Raw genomic sequence first — 12,889 nt, 5'->3', positions numbered from 1 at the left:
CGGGCAGTCACGAAGGAACGAAACGATGAGCAAGCTGCGCGTGGCCGTCCTCGGCTCCGAAGGACGGATGGGCTCAGAAGCCGTACGGGCCGTCGAAGCCGCCGGCGACATGGAACTGGCCGCCGCCCTCGACCGCGACGACAGCCTCGACGGCCTCACCCGCTCCGGCGCCCAGGTCGCCGTCGACCTGACCCACCCCGACGCCGTGATGGGCAACCTCGAGCACTGCGTCGCGGCGGGCATCCACGCCGTCGTCGGCACCACCGGCTGGACCGACGAGCGCCTCGCCGCCGTACGGGGCTGGCTGGAGGCCTCGCCGGGCACCGGCGTCCTCATCGCGCCCAACTTCGGCATCGGCGCGGTGCTGACCATGCAGTTCGCACAGCAGGCCGCCCGTTTCTTCGAATCCGCCGAGGTCGTGGAGCTGCACCACCCCGACAAGGCGGACGCACCGAGCGGCACGGCCGTACGCACCGCACAGCTCATCGCCTCCGCCCGCGAGGAAGCGGCCCTGCCCGGCCAGCCCGACGCCACCTCCACCGCCCTGGACGGTGCACGCGGCGCGGACGTGGACGGTGTCCCGGTGCACGCCGTACGGCTGCGCGGCCTCGTCGCCCACCAGGAGGTGCTGCTCGGCGGCGAGGGGGAGACCCTCACCATCCGGCACGACTCGCTGCACCGCAGCTCGTTCATGCCGGGTGTGCTGCTGGGAGTGCGCCGCATCGTCTCCACGCCTGGACTCACCTACGGTCTGGAGCACTTCCTCGACCTGGACAGGTGACGGCGTGCGGGCGAAGATCACGTACTTCCTGCTGGCCGCCGTGCTGGTCGCCTACTTCGTGCTGGCAGGCAGCCGCGGAGTGCTGCTGATCGAGCAGGGCACGCCGCTCACCGTCACCTTGGGCCTCGCCGTTCTCGTCCTGCCGCTGATCGGCGTCTGGTTCCTGTGGCAGACCACCCGCTTCGCGCAGAAGGCCGAGCGGCTGGCCCGGGAACTGGAGGCGGAGGGTGGGCTGCCCGCCGACGAACTGCGGCGCACTCCGTCGGGCCGCATCGACAGGGACTCCGCAGACGAGGTGTTCGCCCGCAGAAAGGCCGAAACCGAACGCGAACCGGACGACTGGCGCCGCTGGTTCCGGCTCGCCGTCGCCTACCGCGACGCCGGCGACACTCCCCGGGCCCGCAAGGCCATGCAGCACGCCATCCAGCTGCACGACAGGCAGGACCAGTACGCCGGGCAGGAACGGCACGAACGGCAGGAACGGCACGAACAGCACGACCGGCGGGACGGCCCCGCGAGCGGGCACGCCGGCAGCGGCGACGCCCTCTAGCGGAGCGCCGTTCCCTCCGCGAAGGGCCGTGACTCGGCCGCCCAGCTCTCTATGACGTCGGCGGCACGGTCGAAAGCCTCGGGCCGCGCGAGGAAATCCGCGTTGTGGTCGGTGAGCAGCGTGCGCAGCGGCTCACCGTCGCCGGCCCGTACGACGTCCAGCGCCTGACCCTGCACGGTCCTCGGGAACCCCAGCCACCGCACCGGCTGCTGCACCGTGCGTACAGCAGCCACATCGGCCCAGCCCACCGTCACCGTGTTCAGCAGTCCGACCCGTCGCAGCCCGTACGCCGAGACCCACACGCCCACCCGCAGGAGCCGCAGCGCGAGCCCGATGACCGCCAGCGCGGCGCCGAGGCAGACCAGCGCGCCCGGAATCGCCCCGGCCAGGGCGATGATCAGCGCGGAGAACAGCATGTACGAGGCGAGCAGCAGCAGCACCGCCGCGCCCCCGACCCGCCAGGGGCCGGGACGGTACGGACGGCGCCAGCGCTCACGGGCGTCGTACGGCAACGGGCTCTGGTCTGCGTGCTCGGCCGCGCCGGACTGTCCTGCGGCCGTCATGAAGGGCAGGGGCACTGGTGGTCCTCGCTCGGAACGGTCCCGTTCGGGTGGATCGGGTGGTGCGCGAGGACACTAGCGAGGTGTGCGGGACCCGGCCAGCCCGGCAGGTCGGCGCGGCGCGGCGCAGCCGCCAGGGGGCTCGGGCGACGCGTCGGGCGGACCACCGGCGGACGGACCACCGGCCGGAGACGCCCGGCTCGGTCAGCGGCTCTCTGCGGCGGCGGGCCCGCGGTGCTGCGACTGACGTTCGGGATCGAGGGCGGGAACGCCCAGAATCAGGGAGCCGACCAGCCCCGCCACGACCGTGAGGCCGAACAGGGCGCTGCCTGCCTTCTCGGCGGCACTTCGCTGGGCACGCGGCGGCGGCGTGACATTGCTGCGGAACCGGTCGGCGTCGGCGAGGAACGCGAACGGTACAGACTCTCCGCGGCGGAACATGGGCAGGGGGCTCCTGTCGAGATCGTTCTGGAAGGTTTCGTAGGTAGAACGCCCGTGGCGGCTCAGAAGTGCCGGGTCTAAGAGGACGTGCGTCAAAAATATCAAGCGGGCACGGGCCTTCCTGCAGCGACCCCCCTTATCCCGCCAGACGGCACCTTTTGTCCGGACACAAGGTACGTACGCGACGGCACGGGCCTGCGGAAACGCGGTCCACGGGCAGGTGTCCCCGGACGCCGCCCGGAGCCCCGGGAAGCACGCCGGGCACGGTCGGGGACTGTCGGTGGTGCGCCGTAGGCTGGGCGCGCCCGGAAGCCGCACCACACGGAAGGACCTCCCGTGACCGACACCCCAGACCAGCCCGCCGCACCCAGCTTCCGCGGAGACATGACCGTCGAGCTGGTCAAGCACAGCGCCGCCGACACCGACGTGCTGTGGGCGGCCCGGGTCTCCACGGGGGGCGAGAAGTCCCTGGAGGAGCTGCACAAGGATCCGCAGCGCTCCAAGGGCCTGATCAACTACCTGATGCGCGACCGCCACGGCAGCCCTTTCGAGCACAACTCGATGACCTTCTTCATCAGCGCTCCGCTCTTCGTCTTCCGGGAGTTCCACCGTCACAGGGTCGGCTGGTCCTACAACGAGGAGTCCGGTCGCTACCGCGAGCTCCAGCCCGTCTTCTACACCCCTGGCCCCACCCGCAAGCTCGTCCAGCAGGGCCGCCCCGGCAAGTACGAGTTCGTGGAGGGCACCCCTGAGCAGCACGAGCTGACGGTCTCCGCGATGGAGGAGTCCTGCCGGCAGGCGTATGAGACCTATCAGCGTCTGCTCGCGGGCGGTGTCGCCCGCGAGGTGGCCCGCGCCGTCCTCCCGGTCGGCCTGTACTCCTCCATGTACGCGACGTGCAACGCCCGCTCCCTCATGCACTTCCTCGGGCTGCGCACCCAGCACGAGCAGGCGAAGGTGCCGTCGTTCCCGCAGCGGGAGATCGAGATGGTCGGTGAGTTGATGGAGGAGCAGTGGTCGAAGCTGATGCCCCTTACGTATGAGGCCTTCAACGCCAACGGCCGCGTCGCTCCGTAAATGCCCGGATTGCGGGCTTTCGTGTAGTACGTCTACGCTGAAATCACGGCCCGGCACTGCTTGAACCCCCGAGCAGGCAGTGCCGGGTCTCCTAGCTCCAGGGCGCCGTCAAGAGCGCGTAATCCGCCTTCGTACTCGCCGGATGACCATGACCATGGCCCCGAGGGGGCACGACCGCCCGAGCTGCGAGTAGCGTGGACCCTATGGCTCCGACCTCCACACCGCACACGCCCTTCGGGCGGGTCCTTACAGCGATGGTCACGCCGTTCACTTCAGACGGCGCCCTCGACCTCGACGGTGCGCAGCAGCTCGCCGTTCATCTGGTGGACGCCGGCAATGACGGCTTGATCCTCAACGGCACCACTGGCGAGTCCCCGACGACCAGCGATGTCGAGAAAGCCCAGCTCGTGCAAGCAGTGGTCGAAGCGGTCGGCGACCGCGCCCACATCGTCGCCGGAGCCGGCACGAACGACACCGCGCACAGTCTCGAGCTCGCGCGTGACGCGGCGAAGGCCGGCGCACACGGCCTCCTCGCGGTGACGCCGTACTACAGCAAGCCGCCGCAGGAAGGCCTGTACCGGCACTTCACGGCCATCGCCGACGCCACGGATCTCCCGGTGATGCTCTACGACATCCCCGGCCGTTCCGGCGTCCCGATCAACACCGAGACGATCGTCCGGCTCGCCGAGCACCCGCGGATCGTCGCCAACAAGGACGCGAAGGGCGACCTGGGCCGTGCCAGCTGGGCCATCGCCACCAGCGGACTCGCCTGGTACAGCGGCGACGACATGCTCAACCTGCCGCTGCTCTCGGTCGGTGCGATCGGCTACGTCTCGGTGGTCGGTCACCTGGTCACACCCGAGCTGCGTTCGATGCTCGAGGCACATCTGAGCGGCGATGTGACCAAGGCCACCGAGATCCACCAGAAGCTGCTGCCCGTCTTCACGGGCATGTTCCGTACGCAGGGTGTCATCACGTCGAAGGCCGCCCTCACCCTCCGCGGTCTGCCGGGCGGGCCCCTCCGGATGCCGCTCGTCGAGCTCTCCCCGGAGGAGACGCAGCAGCTGCGGCACGACCTCGCGCACGGCGGCGTGCAGATCTGAACACCCGACGTCATAACTCCATAACGGGCAACACCAGAAGAATCCAGACATAGTCAGTACGAGCGAAGAACCATCAACCCAATCCCGAATATCGCGCGCGCCACGTGTCCCACGGGGTCCCTCATGCCGGAGGCCAGTGGGGTTCCCCCATGCCGCAGGCCAGTGGGATACCCCATGCCGGAGGGCCGGGGCCGTGGCGCGCGTCTGGTGAGGAGAGTCTTTTGAGTCATCCGCATCCCGAGCTCGGCCCGCCGCCGAAGCTGGCCGAAGGCGGCCTGCGCATCACGCCGCTCGGCGGCCTGGGCGAAATCGGCCGCAACATGACTGTCGTCGAGTACGGCGGCAGGCTGCTGATCATCGACTGCGGCGTGCTCTTCCCCGAGGAAGAACAGCCCGGAGTCGACCTGATCCTGCCGGACTTCACTTCGCTGAGGGACCGTCTCGACGACATCGACGGCATCGTGCTGACGCACGGGCACGAGGACCACATCGGCGGCGTACCTTTCCTGCTGCGTGAGAAGGCCGACATCCCGCTCATCGGCTCCAAGCTGACCCTCGCGCTGATCGAGGCGAAGCTGCAGGAGCACCGCATCCGCCCGTACACGCTGGAGGTCGAGGAAGGCCACCGCGAGCGCATTGGGCCCTTCGAGTGCGAGTTCGTCTCGGTCAACCACTCCATTCCCGACGCGCTGGCGGTCGCGATCCGCACGCCTGCGGGCATGGTCGTCCACACCGGCGACTTCAAGATGGACCAACTCCCGATGGACGGGCGCCTGACGGATCTGCGGGCCTTCGCGCGGCTCGGCGAGGAGGGCATCGACCTGCTGCTCTCCGACTCGACGAACGCCGAAGTGCCGGGCTTCGTACCGCCGGAGAGGGACATCTCGGGTGTGCTGCGGCAGGTGTTCGCCGGTGCGCAGAAACGCATCATCGTGGCGAGCTTCGCCAGCCACGTGCACCGCATCCAGCAAATCCTCGACGCCGCCCACGAGTTCGGACGGCGGGTGGCCTTCGTGGGCCGCTCGATGGTCCGCAACATGGGCATCGCGCGGGACCTCGGCTACCTCGACGTGCCAGCCGGCCTCGTCGTCGACGTCAAGACACTCGACGACCTCCCGGACGACGAAGTGGTGCTCGTGTGCACCGGATCGCAGGGCGAGCCGATGGCCGCGCTGTCCCGCATGGCCAACCGCGACCACCAGATCCGCATCGTCCAGGGCGACACGGTGATCCTCGCCTCGTCCCTCATCCCGGGCAACGAGAACGCCGTGTTCCGCGTCATCAACGGCCTCACCCGCTGGGGTGCCAACGTCGTGCACAAGGGCAACGCCAAGGTCCACGTCTCCGGGCACGCCTCGGCTGGCGAGCTGCTGTACTTCTACAACATCTGCCAGCCCAAGAACCTCATGCCGGTGCACGGCGAGTGGCGCCATCTGCGCGCCAACGCCGAACTGGGAGCCCAGACGGGCGTGCCGCGCGAGCGGGTCGTCATCGCGGAGGACGGGGTGGTCGTCGACCTGATCGACGGCAAGGCCACCATCGCGGGCAAGGTCCACGCCGGTTACGTGTACGTCGACGGCCTCTCGGTCGGCGACGTGACGGAGTCCTCCCTCAAGGACCGCCGCATCCTCGGCGACGAGGGGATCATCTCCGTCTTCGTCGTCGTCGACAGTAGTACCGGAAAGATCGTCGGCGGGCCGCACATCCAGTCACGCGGCTCGGGCATCGACGACGCCGACTTCGAGCGGGTGGTGCCGAAGATCGACGAGGCGCTCGCCAAGTCGGCTCAGGACGGGGTCGCCGAAACACACCAGCTCCAGCAGCTGGTACGCCGCACCGTCGGCAAGTGGGTCTCCGACACCTACCGGCGCCGCCCGATGATCCTCCCCGTGGTCGTGGAGGTCTGAGTCCCAACGACGAGCGGAGCGCCTCGATTTGCATCCAGGCGCTCCGCTCGAGTATGTTTACAGCTCCAACTCAGCGGGTACCGGGCGAGCTTCGCCAAGGCAGACCCGCATCCAGTGTCAACTCAAGGGTCCGGCAAACGGATTCGGAAAGCGGCCCTGGTAAGGTTGGAATCACCGAGAGGGAAGCGCCCGGAGTGGCCTGTGGCAGGGCTGTGATGGAAGCGTCCGTTCTTTGAGAACTCAACAGCGTGCTAAAAGTCAACGCCAGATATGTTGATACCCCGCATCCCGGGTTTTTGAGGGGTGTGGATTTCTTTGATGACAGCGAGGGTGCTGGCATGCCGGGATTATTCCTCCTGGTTGTGCCGCTCTTTGTGGTCTGTCTTTTTGAGGCATTCACGGAGAGTTTGATCCTGGCTCAGGACGAACGCTGGCGGCGTGCTTAACACATGCAAGTCGAACGATGAACCGGTTTCGGCCGGGGATTAGTGGCGAACGGGTGAGTAACACGTGGGCAATCTGCCCTGCACTTCGGGACAAGCCCTGGAAACGGGGTCTAATACCGTATGGGACTGCCGGGCGCATGCTCTGGTGGTGGAAAGCTTCGGCGGTGCAGGATGAGCCCGCGGCCTATCAGCTTGTTGGTGGGGTGATGGCCTACCAAGGCGACGACGGGTAGCCGGCCTGAGAGGGCGACCGGCCACACTGGGACTGAGACACGGCCCAGACTCCTACGGGAGGCAGCAGTGGGGAATATTGCACAATGGGCGGAAGCCTGATGCAGCGACGCCGCGTGAGGGATGACGGCCTTCGGGTTGTAAACCTCTTTCAGCAGGGAAGAAGCGTGAGTGACGGTACCTGCAGAAGAAGCACCGGCTAACTACGTGCCAGCAGCCGCGGTAATACGTAGGGTGCAAGCGTTGTCCGGAATTATTGGGCGTAAAGAGCTCGTAGGCGGCTTGTCGCGTCGGATGTGAAAGCCCGGGGCTTAACCCTGGGTCTGCATTCGATACGGGCAGGCTGGAGTTCGGTAGGGGAGATCGGAATTCCTGGTGTAGCGGTGAAATGCGCAGATATCAGGAGGAACACCGGTGGCGAAGGCGGATCTCTGGGCCGATACTGACGCTGAGGAGCGAAAGCATGGGGAGCGAACAGGATTAGATACCCTGGTAGTCCATGCCGTAAACGTTGGGCACTAGGTGTGGGCGACATTCCACGTTGTCCGTGCCGCAGCTAACGCATTAAGTGCCCCGCCTGGGGAGTACGGCCGCAAGGCTAAAACTCAAAGGAATTGACGGGGGCCCGCACAAGCGGCGGAGCATGTGGCTTAATTCGACGCAACGCGAAGAACCTTACCAAGGCTTGACATACACCGGAAAACCCTGGAGACAGGGTCCCCCTTGTGGTCGGTGTACAGGTGGTGCATGGCTGTCGTCAGCTCGTGTCGTGAGATGTTGGGTTAAGTCCCGCAACGAGCGCAACCCTTGTCTCGTGTTGCCAGCAGGCCCTTGTGGTGCTGGGGACTCACGGGAGACTGCCGGGGTCAACTCGGAGGAAGGTGGGGACGACGTCAAGTCATCATGCCCCTTATGTCTTGGGCTGCACACGTGCTACAATGGCCGGTACAATGAGTGGCGATGCCGTGAGGTGGAGCGAATCTCAAAAAGCCGGTCTCAGTTCGGATTGGGGTCTGCAACTCGACCCCATGAAGTCGGAGTCGCTAGTAATCGCAGATCAGCATTGCTGCGGTGAATACGTTCCCGGGCCTTGTACACACCGCCCGTCACGTCACGAAAGTCGGTAACACCCGAAGCCGGTGGCCCAACCCCTTGTGGGAGGGAGCCGTCGAAGGTGGGACTGGCGATTGGGACGAAGTCGTAACAAGGTAGCCGTACCGGAAGGTGCGGCTGGATCACCTCCTTTCTAAGGAGCATGTGGCGACAGGGTTCACCTCCCGTTCGGAGGTCCTGCCGTCCAGAGCCATTTCGTCGGCGAATGTCCGACGGTGGTCTGCTCATGGGTGGAACGTTGACTATTCGGTCTGCTGTCGCGGGCCTGTCATCCAAGTACTGCCTCGTCTTCGGACGGGGTGTGGAACGGAGGACGGGCCGGTGGCGGGGGCCGGGCGCGCTGTTGGGTGTCTGAGAGTACGGCCGTGTGGTCGTGGGTCTCTTGGTGCCGGTCCCGGTGTACTGCGTCTGTGGGCGTGGGTGGTGGGTGGCTGGTTGTTGTTTGAGAACTGGACAGTGGACGCGAGCATCTGTGGCCAAGTTTTTAAGGGCGCACGGTGGATGCCTTGGCACCAGGAACCGATGAAGGACGTGGGAGGCCGCGATAGGCCCCGGGGAGTTGTCAACCGAGCTGTGATCCGGGGGTGTCCGAATGGGGAAACCCGGCAGTCGTCATGGGCTGTCACCTGCATCTGAATGTATAGGGTGTGTGGAGGGAACGCGGGGAAGTGAAACATCTCAGTACCCGCAGGAAGAGAAAACAACCGTGATTCCGGGAGTAGTGGCGAGCGAAACTGGATGAGGCTAAACCGTATGTGTGTGAGACCCGGCAGGGGTTGCATGTACGGGGTTGTGGGATCTCTCTTTTCATGGTCTGCCGGCTGTGAGGCGAGTGAGAAACCGTTTGTGTAGGCGAAGGGTATGCGAAAGGCCCGGCGTAGAGGGTAAGACCCCCGTAGCTGAAACATGAGCGGCTTGTTGGAGAGACACCCGAGTAGCATGGGGCCCGAGAAATCCTGTGTGAATCTGGCGGGACCACCCGTCAAGCCTAAATATTCCCTGGTGACCGATAGCGGATAGTACCGTGAGGGAATGGTGAAAAGTACCGCGGGAGCGGAGTGAAAGAGTACCTGAAACCGTGTGCCTACAAGCCGTGGGAGCGTCGCGTGCCAAGCTTGCTTGGTGCGTCGTGACTGCGTGCCTTTTGAAGAATGAGCCTGCGAGTTTGCGGCATGTTGCGAGGTTAACCCGTGTGGGGGAGCCGTAGCGAAAGCGAGTCCGAAGAGGGCGTTTAGTAGCGTGTTCAAGACCCGAAGCGGAGTGATCTAGCCATGGGCAGGGTGAAGCGGAGGTAAGACTTCGTGGAGGCCCGAACCCACCAGGGTTGAAAACCTGGGGGATGACCTGTGGTTAGGGGTGAAAGGCCAATCAAACTCCGTGATAGCTGGTTCTCCCCGAAATGCATTTAGGTGCAGCGTCGTGTGTTTCTTGCCGGAGGTAGAGCACTGGATAGGCGATGGGCCCTACCGGGTTACTGACCTTAGCCAAACTCCGAATGCCGGTAAGTGAGAGCGCGGCAGTGAGACTGTGGGGGATAAGCTCCATGGTCGAGAGGGAAACAGCCCAGAGCATCGACTAAGGCCCCTAAGCGTGTGCTAAGTGGGAAAGGATGTGGAGTCGCAGAGACAACCAGGAGGTTGGCTTAGAAGCAGCCATCCTTGAAAGAGTGCGTAATAGCTCACTGGTCAAGTGATTCCGCGCCGACAATGTAGCGGGGCTCAAGCACACCGCCGACGTCGTGTCACTCATATGTGAGCCCTAACGGGTGTGTGGGTGGGTAGGGGAGCGTCGTGTGCCGGGTGAAGCAGCCGTGTAAGCGAGTTGTGGACGGTATGCGAGTGAGAATGCAGGCATGAGTAGCGATACATACGTGAGAAACGTGTGCGCCGATTGACTAAGGGTTCCTGGGTCAAGCTGATCTGCCCAGGGTAAGTCGGGTCCTAAGGCGAGGCCGACAGGCGTAGTCGATGGATAACCGGTTGATATTCCGGTACCCGTGGCAGTGCGCCAGCGCTGAATCAGGTGATGCTAAGCCCGTGAAGCCCCCTGCGGTGTCCTTCGGGATGCTGTGGGTGTGGTGGAGCCGGCGGTCCGAGTCTGTAGTAGGTGAGTGATGGGGTGACGCAGGAAGGTAGTCCAGCCCGGGCGGTGGTTGTCCCGGGGTAAGGGTGTAGGGCGTCATGCAGGTAAATCCGCATGACATGGGCCTGAGACCTGATGCCGAGCCGATTGTGGTGAAGTGGATGATCCTATGCTGTCGAGAAAAGCCTCTAGCGAGTGCTGTTGCGGCCCGTACCCTAAACCGACTCAGGTGGTCTGGTAGAGAATACCGAGGCGTTCGGGTGAACTATGGTTAAGGAACTCGGCAAAATGCCCCCGTAACTTCGGGAGAAGGGGGGCCACGGCTGGTGATCCCACGTGCTGGGGGAGCTGGTGGTGGCCGCAGAGACCAGCGAGAAGCGACTGTTTACTAAAAACACAGGTCCGTGCGAAGCCGTAAGGCGATGTATACGGACTGACGCCTGCCCGGTGCTGGAACGTTAAGGGGACCGGTTAGTCACATTTCGGTGTGGCGAAGCTGAGAACTTAAGCGCCAGTAAACGGCGGTGGTAACTATAACCATCCTAAGGTAGCGAAATTCCTTGTCGGGTAAGTTCCGACCTGCACGAATGGCGTAACGACTTCTTGACTGTCTCAACCATAGGCCCGGTGAAATTGCACTACGAGTAAAGATGCTCGTTTCGCGCAGCAGGACGGAAAGACCCCGGGACCTTTACTATAGCTTGATATTGGTGTTCGGTTCGGTTTGTGTAGGATAGGTGGGAGACTGTGAAGCATTCGCGCCAGCGGGTGTGGAGTCGTTGTTGAAATACCACTCTGATCGTGCTGGATGTCTAACCTGGGTCCGTGATCCGGATCAGGGACAGTGTCTGGTGGGTAGTTTAACTGGGGCGGTTGCCTCCTAAAATGTAACGGAGGCGCCCAAAGGTTCCCTCAGCCTGGTTGGTCATCAGGTGGTGAGTGTAAGTGCACAAGGGAGCTTGACTGTGAGACTGACGGGTCGAGCAGGGACGAAAGTCGGGACTAGTGATCCGGCGGTGGCTTGTGGAAGCGCCGTCGCTCAACGGATAAAAGGTACCCCGGGGATAACAGGCTGATCTTCCCCAAGAGTCCATATCGACGGGATGGTTTGGCACCTCGATGTCGGCTCGTCGCATCCTGGGGCTGGAGTCGGTCCCAAGGGTTGGGCTGTTCGCCCATTAAAGCGGTACGCGAGCTGGGTTTAGAACGTCGTGAGACAGTTCGGTCCCTATCCGCTGCGCGCGTAGGAGTCTTGAGAAGGGCTGTCCCTAGTACGAGAGGACCGGGACGGACGGACCTCTGGTGTGCCAGTTGTTCTGCCAAGAGCATGGCTGGTTGGCTACGTTCGGGAGGGATAACCGCTGAAAGCATCTAAGCGGGAAGCCTGCTTCGAGATGAGGACTCCCACCCCCTGTGTGGGGTTAAGGCTCCCGGGAGATGACCGGGTTGATAGGCCGGATATGGAAGACCCGTGAGGGTTGGAGTTGACCGGTACTAATAAGCCGAGGGCTTGACCACAGATTCTTTTTGCTCGCGTCCACTGTGCGGTATCTGAAACAACAACCCCCACACCCCCAAGCAGGGGCAGCCGGGGCGGTTGTTGATATGTGAAGAGTGCGCTGACACACACATACACAGGTTTCCCCCACCGTTGTGTGGGGGGTGTGTTTCGGTGGTCATAGCGTGAGGGAAACGCCCGGTCACATTCCGAACCCGGAAGCTAAGCCTTACTGCGCCGATGGTACTGCATGCGGGAGCGTGTGGGAGAGTAGGACACCGCCGAACTATTATTCAAGGGCTGTGGTTCCGAAACTGTTCAGTTTCGGAACCACAGCCCTTATTCATGCTGTCACCGGCAGTTCATTTTCCGCCCGCACTATCGGCGCCATGAGCGCGACTGAGATGGCGGGCGTCGGCATAGGCAGCGGAGACGAGGTTGTGGTGCCGGGCTTCGGTGGAGCCGAAGTGGCGGGCGCAGTACGGGCGGTGGGGGCGCGCCCGGTGTTCGCGGACATCGATCCGCTGAGCTTCTGCTTGTCCCCGGCGGCAGTCGATGCCGCGGTCACGGATCGGACGGTCGCCATCGCGCCCGTTCATCTCTTCGGTCATCCCGCGGACATGGTGTGCCTGCATGAGGTCGCGCAACGGCGGGGTCTCCGCGTGGTGGATCCCGACCCCGGGCCCTCAGTGGTCGCCGTCGACGCGGCGCGCCGCCGGCAGTTCGCCGACTACCTCGAGAGACGACTGCGAGGCGTGGTCATACCCTCCGTCGCCCTCGGAGTGCAGCATTCGTTCACCGAGTACGTGGTGCGTGTGCCGGGCAACGGACGACCTGACCGGGACGCCTTCAAGCGCGCGCTCCGGGCGCGCGGTGTGGACTGCTACGTACCGGTCAAGACCCCGGCCCACCGCACCGCGGAGTTCCGCAGCGATGTGTGGCTGCCCGAGTCGGAGCGTGCGGCGGACGAGACGCTCGCGTTGCCCGTGTCGACGTCGATGACGAAGCGCGAGCTCCATCGCCTGATCTCCGCCTGCAACGGGCTCGGAGGCCTGTTGATGGATTCCGCTTGCTGACTGGACCGGCCTGCTGAGTTCGCG

Annotated in this window: 7 protein-coding genes, 3 rRNA genes and 1 pseudogene; 9 read left to right on the top strand and 2 right to left on the bottom strand. The window is 64.4% G+C overall.

Features of this window, described 5'->3' with window-relative positions; genetic code table 11:
• The first annotated feature begins 25 nt into the window (after positions 1-25).
• The gene (gene dapB, locus ACSMXX_RS06850; RefSeq protein ID WP_473183145.1) at positions 26-781 is read left to right on the top strand and encodes a 4-hydroxy-tetrahydrodipicolinate reductase; all 756 of its coding nucleotides are present in this window, start codon (positions 26-28) and stop codon (positions 779-781) included.
• A 4-nt stretch (positions 782-785) separates the two neighbouring features.
• Positions 786-1,217, top strand: a pseudogene (locus tag ACSMXX_RS06845) (hypothetical protein); the annotation flags it as partial.
• Between the two features lie 110 nt (positions 1,218-1,327).
• Here the strand turns inward: ACSMXX_RS06845 and ACSMXX_RS06840 are convergent.
• Complete coding sequence (locus ACSMXX_RS06840) at positions 1,328-1,909, bottom strand: hypothetical protein (protein WP_473183144.1); 582 nt, start codon at positions 1,907-1,909, stop codon at positions 1,328-1,330.
• 186 nt (positions 1,910-2,095) lie between these two features.
• Positions 2,096-2,332, bottom strand: coding sequence for a hypothetical protein (locus ACSMXX_RS06835; RefSeq protein WP_473183143.1), 237 nt, complete (start codon positions 2,330-2,332; stop codon positions 2,096-2,098).
• A 336-nt stretch (positions 2,333-2,668) separates the two neighbouring features.
• Here ACSMXX_RS06835 and thyX point away from each other — a divergent pair, with 336 nt between their 5' ends.
• The 7 genes from thyX to ACSMXX_RS06800 all read left to right on the top strand — a co-directional run bounded on the left by thyX (position 2,669) and on the right by ACSMXX_RS06800 (position 12,865).
• Complete coding sequence (gene thyX / locus ACSMXX_RS06830; RefSeq protein WP_473183142.1) at positions 2,669-3,409, top strand: FAD-dependent thymidylate synthase; 741 nt, start codon at positions 2,669-2,671, stop codon at positions 3,407-3,409.
• A gap of 203 nt (positions 3,410-3,612) precedes the next feature.
• A complete protein-coding gene (dapA, locus tag ACSMXX_RS06825) occupies positions 3,613-4,512 on the top strand; it encodes a 4-hydroxy-tetrahydrodipicolinate synthase (protein ID WP_473183141.1) in 900 nt (299 codons plus the stop codon).
• Positions 4,513-4,733: 221 nt separating this feature from the next.
• Positions 4,734-6,419: a ribonuclease J gene (locus ACSMXX_RS06820; protein WP_473183140.1), complete on the top strand. Its 1,686-nt coding sequence runs from the start codon at positions 4,734-4,736 to the stop codon at positions 6,417-6,419.
• Between the two features lie 395 nt (positions 6,420-6,814).
• Positions 6,815-8,342: ribosomal RNA gene (locus tag ACSMXX_RS06815) — 16S ribosomal RNA — on the top strand.
• A gap of 341 nt (positions 8,343-8,683) precedes the next feature.
• Positions 8,684-11,809, top strand: a 23S ribosomal RNA gene (locus ACSMXX_RS06810).
• Between the two features lie 150 nt (positions 11,810-11,959).
• Positions 11,960-12,076: ribosomal RNA gene (gene rrf / locus ACSMXX_RS06805) — 5S ribosomal RNA — on the top strand.
• Together the 16S, 23S and 5S rRNA genes form the textbook arrangement of a ribosomal RNA operon.
• A 102-nt stretch (positions 12,077-12,178) precedes the next feature.
• Positions 12,179-12,865 (top strand): DegT/DnrJ/EryC1/StrS family aminotransferase, encoded by a 687-nt coding sequence (locus tag ACSMXX_RS06800; protein WP_473183139.1) that lies wholly within the window; start codon positions 12,179-12,181, stop codon positions 12,863-12,865.
• The last annotated feature ends 24 nt before the right edge of the window (positions 12,866-12,889 follow it).

This window comes from Streptomyces sp. DSM 116795, from assembly GCF_055792905.1.
This window is presented reverse-complemented; position numbering and strand designations above follow the sequence as displayed.

Coding starts and splice junctions, on each gene's coding strand:
- dapB (WP_473183145.1), top strand. CDS start 26: ATGAGCAAGCTGCGCGTGGCCGTCCTCGGCTCCGAAGGACGGATGGGC.
- ACSMXX_RS06835 (WP_473183143.1), bottom strand. CDS start 2,332: ATGTTCCGCCGCGGAGAGTCTGTACCGTTCGCGTTCCTCGCCGACGCC.
- dapA (WP_473183141.1), top strand. CDS start 3,613: ATGGCTCCGACCTCCACACCGCACACGCCCTTCGGGCGGGTCCTTACA.
- ACSMXX_RS06800 (WP_473183139.1), top strand. CDS start 12,179: ATGAGCGCGACTGAGATGGCGGGCGTCGGCATAGGCAGCGGAGACGAG.